Genomic DNA, 19,743 nt, shown 5'->3' with positions numbered 1-19,743 from the left:
TCCGTCGCGTTTTCACTCGTTCTATTTCCTCTCAACCAGTTCCTCTCGCCGCCGCCCCTATGACCCGGATAGACACCCGCTTCGCCGCGCTCAAGGCGCAAAGCCGCAAGGCCCTGGTCCCCTTCGTCACCGCCGGCGATCCGTCGCTGGAGGCGACCGTGCCGGTGATGCACGCCCTGGCCGCGGCCGGCGCCGACGTGATCGAGCTCGGGGTGCCGTTCTCCGACCCGATGGCCGACGGCCCGACCATCCAGCGCAGCTCCGAGCGCGCGATCGCGCGCGGCGCCGGCTTGTCGTTCGCGCTGCGTTGCGTGGCCGAGTTCCGCGAGCGCGACGACGCGACCCCGGTGGTGCTGATGGGCTACCTCAACCCGATCGAAATCCGCGGCGCGACCCGTTTCGCGACCGAAGCGGCCGCCGCCGGTGTCGACGGCGTGCTGCTGGTCGACCTGCCGCCGGAGGAGGCCGCCGAACTGCGCGCCGCCTTCGCCGCCGCCGGCCTGCAACTGATCCTGCTGGCCTCGCCGACCACCACCGATCAGCGTCTGGCGCTGCTCTGCGACGATGCCCAGGGCTACCTTTATTACGTCAGCTTCGCCGGCGTGACCGGCGCCGACCGCCTCGACGCGGCCGCCGCCAACCAGCGCCTGAGCGAGATCCGCCAGCGCAGCCGGGTGCCGGTGGTGGCCGGTTTCGGCATCAAGGACGCCGCCAGCGCGGCCGCGATGGCGCGCGAGGCCGAGGGCGTGGTGGTGGGCAGCGCCCTGGTCGCGGCGATCGCCGCGACCCATTCCGAGGGTGCGGGCGCCGCCGCTGAGGCCGCGGCTGCGGCCGCCGCTGCATTCCTGACGCCGCTGCGACAGGCGCTGGACGGCCTGGCCTGAGTCCGGGCGGTTCCGCGAACCGCTCCTGCCTGGGCCAAACCTGGCTGCGCTAAACTGACCCGCTAGGCCGGGTTCCGCCACGGACCGTGGACCGGCACCCTCAGCAGCCTGAACGGGAAAATCGCAACGCATGTCCTGGCTCAAAAAACTCATGCCCGGCAGCCGCACCGGCATCCGCACCGACTCCGCCGGCGCCAAGCGCCGTAGCGTGCCCGAAGGGCTGTGGGAGAAGTGCGACCGCTGCGGCGCCGTGCTCTACCGGCCCGAACTCGAGGAAAACCTCGAGGTCTGCCCCAAGTGCAGCTTCCACATGCCGATTCGCGGCCGGGTGCGCCTGAACGCCCTGTTCGATCCCGGCAGCACCAGCGAGATCGGCGCCGAGCTGGGCCCGACCGACGTGCTCAAGTTCAAGGACCAGAAGAAGTACTCCGAGCGCATCAAGGCCGCGCAGAAGTCCACCGGCGAGCGCGACGCCCTGATCGCGATGCGCGGCACCCTCAAGCAGCGGCCGCTGGTCGCCGCCTCGTTCGATTTCGCCTTCATGGGCGGTTCGATGGGTTCGGTGGTCGGCGAGCGCTTCGCGCGCGCGGCCGAAACCGCGCTGGAGATCGGCTGCCCGTTCGTGTGCTTCTCCGCCAGCGGCGGCGCGCGCATGCAGGAAAGCCTGTTCTCGCTGATGCAGATGGCCAAGACCTCGGCCGCGCTCGGGCGCCTGCGCGAGGCCGGCCTGCCGTACATCTCGGTGATGACCCATCCGACCACCGGCGGCGTCTCGGCCTCGTTCGCGATGCTGGGCGACATCAACATGGCCGAACCCGAGGCCCTGATCGGCTTCGCCGGCCCGCGCGTGATCGAGCAAACCGTGCGCGAGAAACTGCCGGAAGGCTTCCAGCGCAGCGAGTTCCTGGTCGCCCATGGCGCCATCGACCAGATCTGCGACCGCCGCGAACTGCGCGAGCGCCTGGCTCACCTGCTGGCGATGATGATGAAACAGCCGCAGCCGGAAGACGACGCGGAGGCCGCCGCTTGAGCCGCAAGTACTTCGGCACCGACGGCATCCGCGGCCGGGTCGGCGAGGGCGTGATCTCGGCCGACTTCGTCCTGCGCCTGGGCAACGCCTACGGCCACGCCCTGGCGCGCCGCGACTGGCGCAATCCGGTGGTGATCATCGGCAAGGACACGCGCATCTCCAACTACATGTTCGAAGCCGCGCTCGAGGCCGGGCTGGTCGCGGCCGGCGTCGACGTGCAGCTGATGGGACCGATGCCGACCCCGGCGGTCGCGCACCTGACCCACTCGATGCGCGCCGACGGCGGCATCGTGATCTCGGCCTCGCACAACCCGCATTACGACAACGGCATCAAGTTCTTCTCGGCCGAAGGCGAGAAGCTCGACGACGCCACCGAACTGGCGATCGAGGCCGCGCTGGAACAGCCGTTCCGCACCGTGCCCTCCGAACAACTGGGCAAGGCGGTGCGCACGCGCGACGCGCTGGGCCGCTACATCGAGGCCTGCAAGGGCTCGGTGCCCAAGGGCTTCGACCTGGGCGGCATGCGCATCGCCATGGACTGCGCCAACGGCGCCACCTACCAGCTCGGCCCGCTGGTGCTGCGCGAGCTGGGCGCGCGCGTCGACGCCATCGGCGTCGATCCCAACGGTCTGAACATCAACGACGAGGTCGGCTCGACCCATCCGGAAACCGTGGCCGAGCGGGTCAAGGCCAGCGGCGCCGACCTCGGCATCGCCTTCGACGGCGACGGCGACCGGGTGTTGTTCGTCGACGGCGACGGCGTGGTCCGCGACGGCGACGACCTGATCTACGTCCTGGCCTGCGACTGGCAGGAGAGCGGGCGCCTGCGCGGCCCGGTGGTCGGCACCCTGATGACCAACTACGCCCTGGAGCGCGCGTTCCAGCAGCGCGGCATCGGCTTCGTCCGCGCCAAGGTCGGCGACCGTTACGTCCACCAGCAGCTGATCGCCCACGACGCCGTGCTCGGCGGCGAGGCCTCCGGCCACCTGCTGTGCCTGGACCGGGCCAGCACCGGCGACGGCATCGTCAGCGCCCTGCAGGTGCTGGAAGTGCTGCGCCGCCGCGGCATCAGCCTGGGGCAGGCGCTGCAGGGCTTCGCCAAGGTCCCGCAGAAGACCATCAACGTGCGTTACGAAGGCGGCGCCAAGCCGGCCGAAGCGCCGGAAGTGCAGGCCGCACTGGCGCAGGCGCAGGCCGCCGTGGCCGGTCGCGGCCGCGCGTTCCTGCGTCCCTCCGGCACCGAGCCGGTGGTGCGCGTCACCGTCGAAGCGGATGATCGGCAGCTGATGCTCGATACCCTGCAGCGGCTGTCCGACGCGGTGCGTATCGCCGCGCAATGAAACACGGCGGATCGGTGCGGCGCATCCGATCCGCGAGCGCGCCTTCGCCGGCGCGCGGAGCCCCTGAATGGTCAGCGGTTCCGAACCCATGAGACCGAATATGACTTCGCAAATCCCGACCCTCGATATCCGCCGCTTCGACACTGATCGAGAGGCCTTCGTCGCCGAACTCGGCGCCGCCTACCGCGAATGGGGCTTCGCCGGCATCCGTGGCCACGGCATCCCGGCCGCGCAGATCGACCAGTCCTACGACCTGTTCAAGCGTTTCTTCGCCCTGCCCGAAGAGGTGAAGCGCAAGTACCACGTGGCCGGCAGCGGCGGCGCGCGCGGCTATACCCCGTTCGGCGTGGAGACCGCCAAGGACTCCAAGCACTTCGACCTCAAGGAGTTCTGGCACGTCGGCCGCGAGATTCCGCGCGACTCCAAGTACGCCGCGGAGATGCCCGCCAACCTGTGGCCCGAGGAGATTCCGGAGTTCCGCGAACAGGCCTACGGCCTGTATCAGGCCCTGGACAACCTCGGTTCGCGCGTGCTCAGCGCGCTGGCCCTGCACATCGGCCTGCCGCAGGACTACTTCGCCGACAAGACCGACTCCGGCAATTCGATCCTGCGCCCGATCCACTACCCGCCGATCACCGCCGACAACATTCCCAACGAACGTGCCGGCGCGCATGAGGACATCAACCTCATCACTCTGCTGGTCGGCGCCAGCTCGGAAGGCCTCGAAGTCAAGTCGCGCAAGGGCGAGTGGGTACCGTTCACCGCCGACGCCGACACCATCGTGGTCAACATCGGCGACATGCTGCAGCGCCTCACCAACCACGTGTACCCGTCGACCACCCACCGCGTGGTCAACCCGCCCGGCGAGAAGGCGCGCCAGCCGCGTTACTCGACCCCGTTCTTCCTGCACCCGAACCCGGACTTCCTGATCGACGTGCTGCCCTCGACGATCACCCCGGACAACCCCTCGCGCTATCCGGAACCGATCACCGCGCAGGGCTATTTGGAAGAGCGGTTGCGCGAGATCAAGCTGAAGTAATCCGTGGGCAGCCCCTCTCTCATCTAAGTTGAGGGTAGTGACGCCTCGCTTTCGCTTTAGCCCCTCTCCCGCTCGCGGGAGAGGGGTTGGGGTGAGGGCGCGCGCGGTATCAAGCTCGCATCGCCGCTCATCTTTCGCGCCCTCATCCGGCCCTTCGGGCCACCTTCTCCCGCGAGCGGGAGAAGGGGAGCTACTCCGAAGCCTTCGCTTTTAGCCCCTCTCCCGCTCGCGGGAGAGGGGTTGGGGTGAGGGCGCGCGCAGGATCAAGCTCGCGTCGCCACTCATCTTTCGCGCGCCCTCATCCGGCCCATTCGGGCCACCTTCTCCCGCGAGCGGGAGAAGGGTAGCTACTCCGAGCCTCCGCTTTTGGCTTCTCTCCCGCTTGCGGAGTGAGGGGCAGCGCGCAGTGCTATCCCTGCCTCAAGCAAGCCCTCCCGCCAAGCCGCCAGCTTCGCCTCCGGCCGCTGCCCCGCATTCGCTGGGCTCGTCGAAGGCAAGCGCCGCAATACCGGCGGCGCCGACAAACCCGGCAACACCAGGCGACGAAAACTCGTCTCGGCCTGCGCGCCGTTGAACAGCACCGCGCCCACCCGCGGATGCGCGGCGAAGAAACCGGCGAAATCGTTGGCCAGCGGCGCGCGGATCGCCGCGTCCAGGCTGCCGGCCCGCTCGCAGCTGGCGAGCACGTCCCACAGCGCGATCCCGGCCTCGATCAGCCGTTGCAGACGCTGCTCGTAGGGCAGGGCGGGCGTGGCGCCGACCAGCGCGCCCATGATCGGCCAGAACCGGTTGTGCGGATGCGCGTAATAGCGCACCGCCGTCAGCGAGGCCACGCCGGGCATGCTGCCCAGCACCAGCACGCGCGCATCCGGGCCGGCCACCGGCGCGAAGCTGCTCACCCGCGCATCGGCCGCGTTCATTCGGCGTCGCGGAAATCGCTGGCGCGGCTGGCGACCAGGGCGGTGGCCAAACGCTCGGGCAGGTACTTCGACACGCCGGCGACGACCCGGTTGACTGCGCCGGTGACGCAGCGCGCGTCGCCGCGCTCGACCGCGTCCACGCCCAGGCGCGCGACCGTCGCAGCGTCCAGCCACAGCCAGCGGGGCAGCTTCGAGATCCGCTCGCGCATGCCGTTGACGTCGTGGAACTCGGTGTAGGTGAAGCCCGGACACAGCGCGGTCACGTGCACGCCGCGCGGCCGGCTTTCCAGCGCCAGCGACTCGCTGAAGCGGATCACGAAGCTTTTGGCCGCCCCGTACAGGGTGTGCCCGGCCGAGGCCGGCACCAGACCCGCCAGCGAGGCGACGTTGAGGATGCGGCCGTGGCCGCGCTGCTCCATTTCGGGCAGGTAGCGATGGGTGAGTTCCGCGACCGCGGTCACCATCACCTGCAGGAAGTCGGCGTGGACCTTCCAGTCGTCGGCGAGGTAGCGGCCGGGCACGCCGTAGCCGGCGTTGTTGACCAGGTGGCCGATCGCGAGCCCGCGCTGCCGGGTTTGCGCATGCAGCTGCGCCGGCGCCGCCGGATCGGCGAGATCGGCGGCGATCACCTCGACCGCGACGCGATCGCGCAGTTCGGCGGCCAGTGCCTGCAGGCGGTCCTCGCGGCGCGCGGTGAGCACCAGCGGCACGCCGCGGCGCGCGTATTCGCGGGCGAGGGCGGCGCCGATGCCGGCGGAGGCGCCCGTGATCAGGGCGTAGGGCGGGTTTGCGGTTTCGGGCATGCGGGGACTCGTTGCCGGTCGTGTCGGGATCCCTGACGGCGGCGCTCCGTGCGCGGCGCAGGGCTGCGGTAAACTTGCGCCCTTTCGTACCACGGAGTGGCCATGCGCCGCAGGATCGTCGCCGGAAACTGGAAGCTGCACGGCAGCCGCGAGTTCGCCTTCGGGTTGCTGGATCAGGTCGCCGCCGCGACGGCGCCGGCCGGGGTCGAACGCATCATCCTGCCGCCGTTGCCGTACCTGGGCGAGCTGGTCGAGCACTACATCGGCCAGGGTCTGGATTTCGGCGCCCAGGACGTGAGCACCAACGAGAAGGGCGCCTACACCGGTGAAGTCTCGGCCGCGATGCTTGTGGACGTGGGTGCGCGCTACGGCCTGGTCGGCCATTCCGAGCGCCGTCAGTACCACGGCGAAAGCAGCGAACTGGTCGCGCGCAAGTTCGCCGCGGCCAAGGCCGCCGGCCTGGTGCCGATCCTGTGCATCGGCGAAACCCTGGCCGAACGCGAGGACGGCCAGACCGAATACCGCCTGCAGGAGCAACTGGGCCCGGTCCTGGACCAGCTCGGCGTGGCGGCCCTGGAAGGCGCGATCCTGGCTTACGAGCCGGTCTGGGCGATCGGCACCGGCAAGACCGCCAGCCCGGAGCAGGCGCAGGCCGTGCACGCATTCATTCGTAGCGAAATCGCCGGACACGATGCTAGAATTGCTGGCTCGCTACCCATTCTGTACGGCGGTAGCGTGAAGGCCGACAACGCCGGCGCGCTGTTTTCGCAGCCCGACGTCGACGGCGGCCTGGTCGGCGGAGCCTCCCTGGTGGCCTCCGATTTCAACGCCATCGCAGCCGCGGCGGCACCCTGACGAACTTCGGGCCCGCCCGGCGGTCGTCACAACGTAGCCAAAGAAAAGAATTCAACGATGCTGTTGTTCCTCAACGTCATCTATGTACTGATCGCGATCGCCATGGTCGCGCTGATCCTGATGCAGCGCGGCGCGGGTGCGCAGGCGGGCTCGGGCTTCGGCGGCGGCGCTTCGGCGACCGTGTTCGGTGCCCGCGGTTCCTCCAACTTCCTGTCCAAAGCCACCAAGTGGCTGGCGATCGCGTTCTTTGCGATCAGCCTGTTCATGGCCTGGCAGGCCTCGCGCGGCGCGGCCGGTATCGGCAGCGCAGCCCCGGCCGAGCAGGACGCCGGCCTGGCGTCGGAGATCCCGACCACCGTTCCGGCCAAGCCCGCGACCGGCAGCACGGTTCCGGCTGCGCCTGCGCAGACGGTTCCGGCGGCTCCGGCCTCGACCGTGCCTGCCGCTCCGGCTACGACCGCGCCGCAGGCGCCGGCCGCCAGCGGGACCACGGTTCCGGCCGCTCCGGCCCCGCAGCAGACCCCACCGCAGTCGCAACCGGCTTCGGGCGGCTGACAAAGCGCGGTAACATATAGATTGTGAGTCAAGCGGCCTGGAACGGACGACCGGGGCGCGGTCAGCGATGACCGAACGGCTTCGGGCGGTACCGACGGAGCCAGGGCCAGGATGGCCAGGTTTGATTGCCCAGATGGCGGAATTGGTAGACGCACTACCTTGAGGTGGTAGCGACGCAAGTCGTGGGGGTTCGAGTCCCCCTTTGGGCACCACACCGAATCAGCTATACCACGCACCAACTACCCGAGGTGCGGCACGCAAGACGGGCCGCGCCACTGGCCTGATCGGCATTCCGAACAGCCAGACCGCCGAGCCAAGGCTGCGGAAACGCGGCCAAGTAGCCGAGAGAACACCGAGTGCTGGCCGAATACCTGCCGACCCTGCTGTTCCTGATCGTCGCCAGCGTCATTGGCGTCGCCCTGTTGGTGGTAGGCAACACGCTCGGGCCCAAGCGCCCGACTGTGGAGAAACTGTCTCCGTACGAATGCGGCTTCGAGGCCTTCGAGGCCGCGCGCATGCAATTCGACGTGCGCTACTACCTCATCGCCATCCAGTTCATCATTTTCGACCTGGAAATCATCTTCATCGTGCCCTGGGCCACCGTGTTCCGCGAACTCGGCGTGGTCGGCCTGATCGAGATGGGCATTTTCGCCAGCATGCTCCTGCTCGGCTTCGTCTACGTCTGGAAGAAGGGAGCGCTCGAATGGGAGTGATCCAAACCGTCAGCGACACCGTTTCGGGCCTGATGCACAACCCGATTCCGGAAGGCCGCCTCGACGACATCCTGCGCCCGGAAGGCGAGAACCCGCTGTTGCAGCAGGGTTTCGTCACCACCAATCTGGATACGCTCTGGAACTGGGCGCGCACCGGCTCGATGTGGCCGATGACCTTCGGCTTGGCCTGCTGCGCGGTCGAGATGATGCACGCCGGCGCCTCGCGCCTGGACCTGGACCGCTACGGCGTGGTGTTCCGCCCGTCGCCGCGCCAGTCCGACGTGATGATCGTGGCCGGCACCCTGGTCAACAAGATGGCCCCGGCGCTGCGCAAGGTCTACGACCAGATGCCCGACCCGAAGTGGGTGATCTCGATGGGCAGCTGCGCCAATGGCGGCGGCTACTACCACTATTCCTATGCGGTCGTGCGCGGTTGCGACCGCGTGGTTCCGGTCGACGTCTACGTGCCGGGCTGCCCGCCGACCGCCGAAGCGCTGGTCTACGGCATCCTGCAGCTGCAGCGCAAGATCCGTCGCGGCACCAATTTCGGCGAACACAAGCAGGGCATGCGCTGACATGACCGAGACCGTGAACGCCTTCGCAGAACGTCTGCGCGCCCGCTTCGCCGAGGCCGTCGTCATCGTCGCCCAGCCGCGCGGCGAAGTGACGCTGGAAACCAGCGCCGCCGGCTGGCTGGACGCCGCACGCGCGCTGCGCGACGAATTCGGCTTCGAACAGTGCGTCGACGTCAGCGGCGTCGACTACCTCAGCTACGGCAGCGACGAGTGGGACACCGATGTGTCCTCGGAAGGTTTCTCGCGCGGCGTCGAGGGCAAGAGCGCCGGCCGCTTCGTCTGGGGCGAGTCGCCCAACGGCGAGGCCACCGCGCCCGCGCGCCGCTACGCCGCGGTCGCGCACCTGCTGTCCTACCAGCACAACCGCCGCCTGCGCCTGCGCGCGTTCGCCGAGAACGACGACCTGCCGACCGTGCCGTCGCTGACCTCGATCTGGCCGGGCGTGAACTGGTTCGAACGCGAGGCTTTCGACCTGTTCGGCATCGTCTTCGACGGCCATCCGGACCTGCGCCGCATCCTCACCGACTACGGTTTCGTCGGTCACCCGTTCCGCAAGGATTTCCCGCTGATCGGCAACGTCGAAGTGCGTTACGACGCCGAAAAGAAGCGCGTGGTCTACGAACCGGTGTCGATCGAACCGCGCGTCGGCGTGCCGCGCGTGATCCGCGACGACGCCCGCTACCAGACCGCCGTCGGCGAAGCCGCGCAGCGCGCGGAGGTGAAGAAGTGAACGCCCAGGTTCCGAACAAGGCCAGCGGCACTTCCGGCCTCAACAACGCGGAAATCCGCAACTACACCCTGAACTTCGGTCCCCAGCATCCGGCCGCGCACGGCGTGCTGCGCCTGATCCTGGAAATGGACGGCGAAGTCGTGCAGCGCGCCGATCCGCACATCGGCCTGCTCCATCGCGGCACCGAGAAGCTGGTCGAGTCCAAGCCGTTCAACCAGTCGATCGGCTACATGGACCGCCTCGACTACGTGTCGATGATGTGCAACGAGCACGCTTACGTGCTCGCGATCGAGACCCTGCTGGGGATCCAGGCGCCCGAGCGCGCCCAGTACATCCGCACCATGTTCGACGAGATCACCCGCATCCTGAACCACCTGATGTGGGTGGGTTCGAACGCGCTCGACCTGGGCGCGATGGCGGTGTTCCTGTACGCCTTCCGCGAACGCGAAGAGCTGATGGACTGCTACGAAGCGGTCAGCGGCGCGCGCATGCATGCGACTTACTACCGTCCGGGCGGCGTCTACCGCGACCTGCCGGACCGCATGCCCAAGTACCGCGAATCGCCGTGGAAGAAGGGCAGCAGCCTCAAGCGCTTCAACGAATGGCGCGAAGGCTCGCTGCTGGACTACCTCGACGCGTTCACCGACGACTTCCCCAAGCGCGTCGACGAGTACGAGACCCTGCTGACCGACAACCGCATCTGGAAGCAGCGCACCGTCGGCGTGGGCGTGGTCTCGCCGGAACAGGCGCTGGCGCTGGGCATGACCGGGCCGATGGTCCGCGGCTCCGGCATCGCCTGGGACCTGCGCAAGAAGCAGCCCTACGCCAAGTACGCCGAGGTGGATTTCGACATCCCGGTCGGCGTCAACGGCGACTGCTACGACCGCTACCTGGTCCGGATCGCGGAAATGCGCGAGTCCAACCGCATCATCAAGCAGTGCGTTAAGTGGCTGAAGGCCAATCCGGGCCCCGTCATCGTCGACAACTTCAAGGTCGCGCCGCCCAAGCGCGAAGAAATGAAGGACGACATGGAAGCCCTGATCCACCACTTCAAGTTGTTCTCGGAAGGCTACTGCGTGCCGGCCGGCGAGACCTACGCCGCGGTCGAGGCGCCCAAGGGCGAGTTCGGCTGCTACCTGGTCTCCGACGGCGCCAACAAGCCGTTCCGCTGCAAGCTGCGTGCGCCGGGTTTCGCGCACCTGTCTTCGATGGACGAGATCGTGAAGGGCCACATGCTGGCCGACGTGGTGGCCATGATCGGCACCTACGACGTCGTGTTCGGCGAGATCGACCGCTGATCGCCCCGGGGCGAGCGGCGATCATTGAGGAAAAGAACGAATGAAGGCGACAGGCAATTTCGAAACCGCGCAGCATGTCGATCCGATGGCCGCGCTGTCGGACAAGACGCGCGCGCATATCGATCACTGGCTGAGCAAGTTCCCGCCGGATCGCAAGCGCTCGGCCGTGCTGCAGGGTCTGCATGCCGCGCAGGAGCAGAACGGCGGCTGGCTGAGCGACGAGCTGATCGCCGCGGTCGCCAAGTACCTGGACCTGCCGCCGGTGTGGGCCTACGAGGTCGCGAGCTTCTATTCGATGTTCGAGACCGAGAAGGTCGGCCGGCATAACGTCGCCTTCTGCACCAATATCAGCTGCTGGCTCAACGGCGCCGAGGACCTGGTCCGGCACGCCGAGAAGAAGCTGGGCTGCAAGCTCGGCGAATCCACCGCCGACGGCCGGGTCTTCCTCAAGCGCGAGGAAGAGTGCCTGGCCGCGTGCTGCGGCGCGCCGGTGGTCGTCGTCAACGGTCATTACCTCGAGAAGCTCGACACCGCCAAGGTGGACGAGATTCTCGACGGGCTGAAGTGAGGCAGGGCCAGATGGCGCATCACGATCACCACGACTATTCCAAGGGCTACGGCCCGGTCGGCCCGGCTCCGCAGGAGCATCAGGTCGTCTACACGACGCTGCATTTCGACACGCCCTGGTCGTACGAGAACTATCTCAAGACCGGCGGCTACGCGGCGCTGCGCAAGATCCTGAGCGAGAAGATCGATCCGGCCCAGGTGGTCGATATGGTCAAGGGCTCGGGCCTGCGCGGTCGCGGCGGCGCGGGCTTCCCGACCGGCCTGAAGTGGAGCTTCATGCCCAAGGGCAGCGGCACCCAGAAGTACATCCTGTGCAACTCGGACGAATCCGAGCCGGGCACCGCCAAGGACCGCGACATCCTGCGCTACAACCCGCACGCGGTGGTCGAGGGCATGGCGATCGCCTGCTACGCCACCGGTTCGACCGTGGCCTACAACTACCTGCGCGGCGAATTCCATCACGAGCCGTTCGAGCATTTCGAGCAGGCGCTGAAGGAAGCCTACGAGCACGGCTGGCTGGGCAAGAACGTGCTCGGCAGCGGCGTGGACATCGACATCTACGGCGCGCTCGGCGCCGGCGCCTACATCTGCGGCGAAGAAACCGCGCTGATGGAGTCGCTGGAAGGCAAGAAGGGCCAGCCGCGCTACAAGCCGCCGTTCCCGGCCAACTTCGGCCTGTACGGCAAGCCGACCACGATCAACAACACCGAGACCTACGCCTCGGTGCCGGCGATCATCCGCAACGGCGCCGAGTGGTTCCTCAATCTCGGCAAGCCCAACAACGGCGGCCCCAAGATTTTCTCGGTCTCCGGCCACGTGGCCAATCCGGGCAACTTCGAGGTTCGTCTGGGCACGCCGTTCGCCGACCTGCTGCAGATGGCCGGCGGCATGCGCGGAGGCCGCAAGCTCAAGGCGGTGATCCCGGGCGGTTCTTCGATGCCGGTGCTGCCGGGCGAGACCATGATGGGTCTGACCATGGATTACGACGCGATCCAGAAGGCCGGTTCCGGCCTCGGCTCGGGCGCGGTGATCGTCATGGACGAGACCACCTGCATGGTCCGTGCCTGCCAGCGCATCGCACGCTTCTATTTCAAGGAAAGCTGCGGCCAGTGCACGCCCTGCCGCGAAGGCACCGGCTGGATGTACCGCATGCTCACCCGCATCGTCGAGAAGCAGGCCACGCTGGACGACCTGCAGATGCTGCGCGCCGCCGCCGGCCAGATCGAAGGCCACACCATCTGTGCGTTCGGCGAAGCCGCGGCGTGGCCGGTGCAGGGCTTCCTGCGCCACTACTGGAGCGAGTTCGAGTACGCGATCGTGAACAAGCGTTTCCTGGTCGACGATCAAGCCGCCGGCACGGTCGAAAAGGTGGCCGCATGAGCGCTGCACGCTCCCGGAACCCCCATTGCCCGGGCGCGTCGCGCCCGAACAATGCGCCCCTTGCCTCAAGGGGCTCGTACGCCGCTTCGATGAGGGGCTCGCTGTGAGCGCTCAACCCGTTAATCCGAACCTGCCGCCGGATCACGTCACCGTCTTCATCGACGGCGTCGAGATGGCCGCGCCCAAGGGCTCGATGATCATCCAGGCCGCCGACAAGGCCGGCATTCCGATCCCGCGCTTCTGCTACCACGACAAGCTCAGCATCGCGGCCAACTGCCGCATGTGCCTGGTCGAAGTCGAGAAGATGCCCAAGCCGGCGCCGGCCTGCGCCACGCCGGTGATGGACGGCATGAAGGTCGTCACCCGCAGCGACAAGGCGCTGAAGTCGCAGCGCAACGTCATGGAATTCCTGCTGGTCAACCACCCGCTGGACTGCCCGATCTGCGATCAGGGCGGCGAGTGCGAGCTGCAGGACCTGTCGATGGGCTACGGCCGCTCGGTCAGCCGCTTCGCCGAGCGCAAGCGCGTGGTGCCCGACGAGGACATGGGGCCGCTGGTCGCCACCGAGATGACGCGCTGCATCCAGTGCACGCGCTGCGTCCGCTTCACCGCGGAAGTCGCCGGCACCTACGAACTCGGCGGCATGTACCGCGGCGAGAACCTGCAGATCGGCACCTACGACGGCAAGCCTTTGACCACCGAGCTGTCCGGCAACGTTATCGACGTCTGCCCGGTCGGCGCGCTGACCAACAAGGTGTTCCAGTTCCAGGCCCGTCCCTGGGAACTGACCGCGCGCGAGTCGCTGGGTTACCACGACGCGCTCGGCAGCAACCTGTTCCTGCACGTGCGCCGCGGCGACGTGCTGCGCTCGGTGCCGCGCGACAACGAAGCGGTCAACGAGTGCTGGCTGTCGGACCGCGACCGCTATTCGCACCAGGGCCTGTACGCCGAAGACCGCGCGACCGCGCCGATGGTCAAGGACGGCGGCGAGTGGCGCGAGACCACTTGGGAAGACGCGCTCGCGCGCGCCGCCAAGATCCTGCGCGACAACGGCGCCGACGCCCTCGGCATCCTGGCGCATCCGGCGACCTCGAACGAGGAGGGCGCGCTGCTGGCGCGCCTGGCCCAGGCCCTGGGCACCGGCAACCTCGACCATCGCATCGCTCAGCACGACCTGTCCGACGCCGCCGTCGCCGAAGCCTTCGCGATGCCGGTCGCCGAACTGTCGCAGGCCGACGTGATCGTGATCGTGGGCAGCAATCTGCGCCACGAACTGCCGCTCGCGCATCAGCGCGTGCGCAAGGCCTGGACCCGCGGCGCCAAGGTGCACGTGGTCAATCCGGTCGACTTCGATTTCACTTTCGACATCGCCGGCAAGCACATCGTCGCGCCGTCGCAGCTCGCCGCGGCGCTCGCCGACGCCGCTCTGCGCGACGCCGCCAAGGCCGGTACCCGCGTCGCCATCGTGCTCGGCGCTCTGGCCGAGAACGGCCCGTACGCATCCGCGATCCGCGCCGCCGCGGCCGATTTCGCCGCCGCCACCGGTGCCGCGCTGTGCCGCATCCCGCAGGGCGCCAACGCGCTCGGCCTGAGCCGCCACGGCGTGCTGCCGAGTGCGCGCGACGCCCAGGGCATGCTCGCCGATGCGCGCGGCGCCTACCTGATCTACGGCATCGAGCCTGGCCTGGATTTCGCCGACACCGCCAGCGCGCTCAAGGCGCTCGGTCAGGCCCAGGTCGTGGCCTTCAGCCACTACGCCTGCCGCTCGACCCGTGCCGTCGCCGACGTGATCCTGCCGATCGGTCTGCTGCCCGAAATCGACGCCACCCTGACCAACCTCGACGGTCGCGACCAGGCCGCCAGCGCCGGCGGCAAGCTGCAGGGCCAGGCGCGCGCCGGCTGGCGCGTGCTGCGCGCGCTCGGCGGCGAACTCGGTGCGGCCGGCTTCGACTTCACCGACCTGGCCGGTCTGCGCGCCGGCATCGAGCCGCGCTCGTTCAAGCCGGCCGCCGGCAAGGCCGCCAACGCGGCGGGCGAGGGCTTCGAGGTCGCGGCCAGCATCGCGATCTACCGCAGCGACGCCACCGTGCGCCGCGCCGCCGCCCTGCAATCGCATCCGCTCAACCTCGAACCGCGCGCCGTGCTGCATCCGCTCGACGCCCAGGCCGCCGGCCTGGCCGACGGTGCGGTCGGCAAGTTCAGCGCCGCCGCCGGCACCGCGACCCTGCCGGTCGCAACCAGCGACAAGGTCGCGCGCGGCACCATCTGGATCGAAACCGGCCACGGCGCCACCGCGCCGCTCGGCGCCGGTCGCGTCCAGGCGGGGAGGGCCTAAGCCATGACGGACGGAATGTTCACCACCCAGGTGGTCGACCCGATGCGCGACTGGTTCCTGTCGTTCGGCAACGCCGGCGCGGTCGCCTGGATCGTGCTGAAGATCCTGCTGATCGCGATGCCGGTGATCATCACCGTCGCGTTCTACGTGGTCTGGGAGCGCAAGCTGATCGGCTGGATGCACGTGCGCCGCGGTCCGATGTACGTCGGCATGGGCATCCTTCAGGCCTTCGCGGACGTGTTCAAGCTGCTGTTCAAGGAAGTGATCCAGCCGGCCAAGGCCGAGCCCTTCCTGTACAAGCTGGCGCCGCTGCTGACCCTGGCGCCCGCGTTCGCGGCCTGGGCGGTGGTGCCGTTCGACACCCGCGTGGTCCTGTCCAACGCCAACGCCGGCCTGCTGTACCTGCTGGCGATGACCTCGCTGGGCGTGTACGGCATCATCCTGGCCGGCTGGGCCTCGAACTCGAAGTACGCCTTCCTCGGCGCGATGCGCGCCGCGGCCCAGGTCGTGTCCTACGAGATCGCGATGGGCTTCGCCATGGTCGGCGTGATGGTCGGCGCCGGCAGCCTCAACCTCACCGACATCGTGATGGCGCAGTCCGGCAACGCCGGCGCGCTGGAATGGTTCATGGTGCCGATGCTGCCGCTGTTCGTGGTCTATTTCATCTCCGGCGTGGCCGAGACCAACCGCGCGCCGTTCGACGTGGTCGAAGGCGAGTCGGAAATCGTCGCCGGTCACATGGTCGAGTATTCGGGTTCGGCGTTCGCGCTGTTCTTCCTGGCCGAATACGCGAACATGATCCTGATCAGCTTCCTGACCTCGATCTTCTTCCTCGGCGGCTGGCTGAGCCCGTTCCAGGGCCTGGGCATTCCGTTCCTCTCGGTCGACGGCTGGTGGTGGCTGTTCGCGAAGGTGTTCTTCTTCGCCAGCTGCTTCATCTGGTTCCGCGCTTCGTTCCCGCGCTACCGCTACGACCAGATCATGCGCCTGGGCTGGAAGGTGTTCATTCCGCTGACCATCGCCTGGATCTGCGTGGTCGCCGTCATGGCGTACTACAACGTGTTCCAGCCGGGCGTGTAAGGACAGGCTCAAGACATGAATCGCATCGTTTCCTACTTCAAGAGCCTGCTGCTCATCGAGCTGGCGCAGGGCCTTGGGCTGACGCTCAAGTACCTGTTCAAGCCCAAGTACACGCTGATGTACCCGATGGAGAAGACGCCGCAGTCGCCGCGCTTCCGCGGCGTGCACGCGCTGCGCCGCTATCCCAACGGGGAAGAGCGCTGCATCGCCTGCAAGCTGTGCGAGGCCGTGTGCCCGGCGCTGGCGATCACCATCGACTCGACCAAGCGCGAGGACGGCACCCGCCGCACCACGCGTTACGACATCGACCTGTTCAAGTGCATCTTCTGCGGTTTCTGCGAGGAGTCCTGCCCGGTCGACTCGATCGTCGAGACCCACATCCACGAATATCACTTCGACCAGCGCGGACAGAACATCGTCACCAAGCAACAGCTGCTGGCGATCGGCGACCGTCTCGAGACCGAGATCGCCGAGCGCCGCGCTGCCGACGCCGCCTTCCGCTGAGTGCCCGATATGGATCTCGCCCAGATCGCTTTCTTCGTCTTCGCCTTCGCGGCCACGGCCGCCGCCGTGGCGGTGATCAGCGTCAAGAATCCGGTGCACGCCGCGCTCAGCCTGGTGCTGACCTTCTTCTCGGTCGCCTGCGTCTGGATCATCGCCGGCGCCGAGTTCCTCGGCGTGGCCCTGATCCTGGTCTACGTCGGCGCGGTGATGGTGCTGTTCCTGTTCGTGGTGATGATGCTCGACATCGATGTCGCGCCGCTGCGCGAGGGCTACGTGCGCTACCTGCCGGTCGGCCTTCTGGTCGCGGTGGTGATGCTGGTCGAGATGCTGACCCTGATCGGGGTCAAGGCCAACGTCGCCACGCCGCTGACCGCTGACCCGTCCGGCGGCGAAAACACCGCCTGGCTGGCGCGCGCGCTGTTCACCGAATTCCTGCTGCCGTTCGAGGTCGCTGCGGTGATCCTGACCGTGGCGGTGATCGCCGCGGTCATGCTGACCCTGCGCCGTCGTCCGGGCGCCAAGCACCAGAACCCGTCCGAGCAGGCGCGCGTCCGCGCCAGCGACCGCCTGCGCATGGTCAAGATGGACGCGGTCAAGCCGCTGCCGCCGGAACCCGAAGCGCCCGCCGAGGAGGCCAAGCCGTGAACGAATTCTTCGGAGCCGGTCTGGCCCTGGGCCACTACCTCGCGCTGGGCGCGGTGCTGTTCTGCATCAGCGTCGCCGGCATCTTCCTCAATCGCAAGAATGTGATCGTGCTGCTGATGTCGATCGAGCTGATGCTGCTCGCGGTCAACATCAACTTCGTCGCGTTCTCGCGCCAGCTGGCCGATCCGGCCGGTCAGGTGTTCGTGTTCTTTATCCTGACCGTCGCCGCCGCCGAGGCCGCCATCGGCCTGGCGATCCTGGTCACGCTGTTCCGCAACCGGCGCACGATCAACGTCGCTGAAATCGACTCGATGAAGGGCTGACCGGCATGCAACCCGTCGTACTCTCCAAGTCCGTCCTGCTCGCCATCGTGCTCGCGCCGCTGCTGGGCGCGATCGTCGCCGGCCTGTTCCGGCGTCAGGTCGGCCGTGCGGGTTCGCACACCGTCACGATCCTTGGCGTCGCGGTCAGCTGCGCGCTGTCGTGCTACGTGCTGTGGCAGCTGCTGGCGCAGGCCGCGATCCCGTTCAACGAGAACATCTACACCTGGTTCCAGGTCGGCGGCATCGAGGCCAATGTCGGCTTCATGGTCGACAAGCTCACCGCGATGATGATGGTGGTGGTCACCTTCGTCTCGCTGCTGGTGCATGTCTACACCATCGGCTACATGGCCGAGGACCCCGGCTACCAGCGCTTCTTCAGCTACATCTCGCTGTTCACCTTCTCGATGCTCATGCTGGTCATGAGCAACAACTTCCTGCAGCTGTTCTTCGGCTGGGAAGCGGTGGGCCTGGTGTCGTACCTGCTGATCGGCTTCTGGTTCAAGCGCCCGAGCGCGGTGTTCGCCAACCTCAAGGCCTTCCTGGTCAACCGCGTCGGCGACTTCGGCTTCCTGCTCGGCATCGCCGGCGTGCTTTGGGCGACCGGTTCGCTGGACTACGGCGTGGTGTTCGCCAAGGCCACCGACATCGCCGGCCGCACCATCGGCATCTGGGGCGGCACGGTCAGCCTGTTCGGCCAGACCTGGTCGGTCACCGCCGAACCGGTGGTCTGGTCGGCCGCGACCGCGATCTGCATCTGCCTGTTCATCGGCGCGATGGGCAAGTCGGCGCAGGTGCCGCTGCACGTCTGGCTGCCGGACTCGATGGAAGGCCCGACCCCGATCTCGGCCCTGATCCACGCCGCGACCATGGTCACCGCGGGCATCTTCATGGTCGCGCGCATGTCGCCGTTGTTCGAGCTGTCGCAGACCGCGCTCAACTTCGTGCTGTTCATCGGCGCCACCACCGCGTTCTGGACCGGCCTGATGGGCATCGTCCAGAACGACATCAAGCGCGTGGTCGCGTACTCGACCCTGTCCCAGCTGGGCTACATGACCGTGGCGCTGGGCGTGTCGGCGTACTCGTCGGCGGTCTACCACCTGATGACCCACGCCTTCTTCAAGGCGCTGCTGTTCCTGGCCGCGGGCTCGGTGATCATCGGCATGCATCACGAGCAGGACATGCGCAAGATGGGCGGCCTGCGCAAGTACATGCCGATCACCTACTGGACCAGCCTGCTGGGCACGCTGGCCCTGGTCGGCACGCCGTTCTTCTCGGGTTTCTATTCGAAGGACACCATCATCGAGGCCGCGCACCACGCCGCCACCGGCGCGCACGCGACCTGGGTCGCGCAGTACGCCTATTGGGCGGTGCTGCTGGGCGCCTTCGTGACCGCGTTCTACAGCTTCCGTCTGCTCTACATGACCTTCCACGGCAAGGAGCGTTTCCGCGACGCCCACGCCGATCACGGTCACGACGCGCATCACGACGCGCACGCCCACGATGAGCATGCCCATGACGACCATGGCCACCACGGCGCGCACGAGCCGCACGAGTCGCCCTGGGTGGTCACGCTGCCGCTGATCCTGCTGGCGATCCCGTCGGTGCTGATCGGCTACTTCACTGCAGGCCCGATGCTGTTCGGCACCGACTGGGCCGGTCACGTCCAACAGCTGCCGTTCTTCCTGGGCTCGATCGACCTGGCGCCGGCGCGCGACACCGTCGCCCTGGTCGGCGAGGAAGCCTGGCACGGTCCGCTCAAGTTCGCCCTGCACGGCCTCACGGCTCCGGCCTTCTTGCTGGCCTTCTCCGGCTTCGTCCTGGCCACGATCATGTACTGGTGGAAGCCCGAGCTGCCCGCCAAGGCGCGCCGGATGTTCGCCTGGCCGGTGCGCGTGCTCGAGAACAAGTACGGCTTCGACAAGCTCTGGATCGACGGCTTCGCCGCCGGTGGCGTGCGCCTGGGCAAGGCTTCGCGCGAAGTCGACAGCCGCGTCATCGACGGCGGCATCGTCGAGGGCAGCGCGCGCGCGGTCGACCTCGTCGCCGGAATCGTGCGCCGCGTGCAATCCGGTTATCTCTATCACTATGCCTTCGCGATGATCCTCGGCCTGATTGCACTGCTGGCCGTGCTGATTCGTTACTGGCGCTAACAGGACAAGGACCGAGA

20 protein-coding genes and 1 tRNA gene are annotated in these 19,743 nt (G+C 67.9%); 19 read left to right on the top strand and 2 right to left on the bottom strand.

Translation table 11 applies throughout. The features are described from left to right. Window positions 1–59: 59 nt before the first annotated feature. From trpA to ASD78_RS11945, 4 genes are all read left to right on the top strand, one after another. Window positions 60–884: a tryptophan synthase subunit alpha gene (gene trpA / locus ASD78_RS11960; protein WP_056101626.1), complete on the top strand. Its 825-nt coding sequence runs from the start codon at window positions 60–62 to the stop codon at window positions 882–884. A 130-nt stretch (window positions 885–1,014) separates the two neighbouring features. Then, window positions 1,015–1,914: an acetyl-CoA carboxylase, carboxyltransferase subunit beta gene (accD, locus tag ASD78_RS11955; protein WP_055899776.1), complete on the top strand. Its 900-nt coding sequence runs from the start codon at window positions 1,015–1,017 to the stop codon at window positions 1,912–1,914. After that, window positions 1,911–3,254, top strand: coding sequence for a phosphoglucosamine mutase (gene glmM / locus ASD78_RS11950; RefSeq protein ID WP_055899773.1), 1,344 nt, complete (start codon window positions 1,911–1,913; stop codon window positions 3,252–3,254). Before accD ends, glmM begins: the two co-directional genes overlap by 4 nt. A gap of 100 nt (window positions 3,255–3,354) precedes the next feature. Beyond that, complete coding sequence (locus tag ASD78_RS11945; protein WP_055899770.1) at window positions 3,355–4,293, top strand: 2-oxoglutarate and iron-dependent oxygenase domain-containing protein; 939 nt, start codon at window positions 3,355–3,357, stop codon at window positions 4,291–4,293. Between the two features lie 347 nt (window positions 4,294–4,640). Here ASD78_RS11945 and ASD78_RS11940 read toward each other — a convergent pair whose 3' ends face one another. Continuing rightward, entirely contained in the window at window positions 4,641–5,213 is a 573-nt protein-coding gene (locus ASD78_RS11940) for a DNA-deoxyinosine glycosylase (protein WP_055899767.1), read from the bottom strand. Next, window positions 5,210–6,016 carry an SDR family oxidoreductase gene (locus ASD78_RS11935; protein WP_055899764.1) on the bottom strand — a complete coding sequence of 269 codons (807 nt, stop codon included), beginning with the start codon at window positions 6,014–6,016 and terminating at the stop codon, window positions 5,210–5,212. Before ASD78_RS11935 ends, ASD78_RS11940 begins: the two co-directional genes overlap by 4 nt. A gap of 102 nt (window positions 6,017–6,118) precedes the next feature. Between ASD78_RS11935 and tpiA the strand changes: the two genes are divergently transcribed. The 15 genes from tpiA (at window position 6,119) to nuoL (ending at window position 19,726) form a co-directional block, all read left to right on the top strand. Further along, the gene (gene tpiA, locus ASD78_RS11930) at window positions 6,119–6,871 is read left to right on the top strand and encodes a triose-phosphate isomerase (RefSeq protein ID WP_056101623.1); all 753 of its coding nucleotides are present in this window, start codon (window positions 6,119–6,121) and stop codon (window positions 6,869–6,871) included. A gap of 57 nt (window positions 6,872–6,928) precedes the next feature. Beyond that, a complete protein-coding gene (gene secG, locus ASD78_RS11925; RefSeq protein WP_055899758.1) occupies window positions 6,929–7,426 on the top strand; it encodes a preprotein translocase subunit SecG in 498 nt (165 codons plus the stop codon). 127 nt (window positions 7,427–7,553) lie between these two features. Then, a tRNA-Leu gene (locus ASD78_RS11920) sits at window positions 7,554–7,638 on the top strand. Between the two features lie 144 nt (window positions 7,639–7,782). Next, window positions 7,783–8,139, top strand: a complete 357-nt coding sequence (locus tag ASD78_RS11915) for an NADH-quinone oxidoreductase subunit A (protein WP_055899755.1) — start codon at window positions 7,783–7,785, stop codon at window positions 8,137–8,139. After that, window positions 8,130–8,714 (top strand): NADH-quinone oxidoreductase subunit B, encoded by a 585-nt coding sequence (locus tag ASD78_RS11910; RefSeq protein WP_055899751.1) that lies wholly within the window; start codon window positions 8,130–8,132, stop codon window positions 8,712–8,714. The genes ASD78_RS11915 and ASD78_RS11910 overlap by 10 nt, the downstream gene beginning before the upstream one ends. A gap of 1 nt (window position 8,715) precedes the next feature. Beyond that, window positions 8,716–9,444 (top strand): NADH-quinone oxidoreductase subunit C, encoded by a 729-nt coding sequence (locus ASD78_RS11905; RefSeq protein WP_055899748.1) that lies wholly within the window; start codon window positions 8,716–8,718, stop codon window positions 9,442–9,444. Further along, a complete protein-coding gene (locus tag ASD78_RS11900) occupies window positions 9,441–10,742 on the top strand; it encodes an NADH-quinone oxidoreductase subunit D (RefSeq protein ID WP_055899745.1) in 1,302 nt (433 codons plus the stop codon). Before ASD78_RS11905 ends, ASD78_RS11900 begins: the two co-directional genes overlap by 4 nt. 40 nt (window positions 10,743–10,782) lie before the next feature. Beyond that, window positions 10,783–11,310, top strand: a complete 528-nt coding sequence (nuoE, locus tag ASD78_RS11895; RefSeq protein ID WP_055899743.1) for an NADH-quinone oxidoreductase subunit NuoE — start codon at window positions 10,783–10,785, stop codon at window positions 11,308–11,310. Between the two features lie 11 nt (window positions 11,311–11,321). Then, a complete protein-coding gene (nuoF, locus tag ASD78_RS11890; RefSeq protein WP_055899742.1) occupies window positions 11,322–12,689 on the top strand; it encodes an NADH-quinone oxidoreductase subunit NuoF in 1,368 nt (455 codons plus the stop codon). Between the two features lie 103 nt (window positions 12,690–12,792). Further along, window positions 12,793–15,024: an NADH-quinone oxidoreductase subunit NuoG gene (nuoG, locus tag ASD78_RS11885; RefSeq protein WP_056101618.1), complete on the top strand. Its 2,232-nt coding sequence runs from the start codon at window positions 12,793–12,795 to the stop codon at window positions 15,022–15,024. A gap of 15 nt (window positions 15,025–15,039) precedes the next feature. Beyond that, on the top strand, window positions 15,040–16,104 hold the full coding sequence (gene nuoH / locus ASD78_RS11880; RefSeq protein ID WP_156087743.1) for an NADH-quinone oxidoreductase subunit NuoH: 1,065 nt from the start codon (window positions 15,040–15,042) through the stop codon (window positions 16,102–16,104). A gap of 15 nt (window positions 16,105–16,119) precedes the next feature. Beyond that, window positions 16,120–16,608 (top strand): NADH-quinone oxidoreductase subunit NuoI, encoded by a 489-nt coding sequence (gene nuoI, locus ASD78_RS11875; protein WP_055899736.1) that lies wholly within the window; start codon window positions 16,120–16,122, stop codon window positions 16,606–16,608. A 9-nt stretch (window positions 16,609–16,617) separates the two neighbouring features. Next, entirely contained in the window at window positions 16,618–17,253 is a 636-nt protein-coding gene (locus ASD78_RS11870; protein WP_055899734.1) for an NADH-quinone oxidoreductase subunit J, read from the top strand. Between the two features lie 26 nt (window positions 17,254–17,279). Continuing rightward, a complete protein-coding gene (gene nuoK, locus ASD78_RS11865; protein ID WP_200944187.1) occupies window positions 17,280–17,576 on the top strand; it encodes an NADH-quinone oxidoreductase subunit NuoK in 297 nt (98 codons plus the stop codon). A 5-nt stretch (window positions 17,577–17,581) separates the two neighbouring features. Next, a complete protein-coding gene (nuoL, locus tag ASD78_RS11860; RefSeq protein ID WP_056101615.1) occupies window positions 17,582–19,726 on the top strand; it encodes an NADH-quinone oxidoreductase subunit L in 2,145 nt (714 codons plus the stop codon). Window positions 19,727–19,743: the final 17 nt, after the last annotated feature.

Source organism: Lysobacter sp. Root667 (genome assembly GCF_001427715.1).
Lineage (GTDB): Bacteria > Pseudomonadota > Gammaproteobacteria > Xanthomonadales > Xanthomonadaceae > Lysobacter.
The sequence above is the reverse complement of the archived record's forward strand: the minus strand, read 5'-3'. Positions and strand labels throughout refer to the sequence as shown.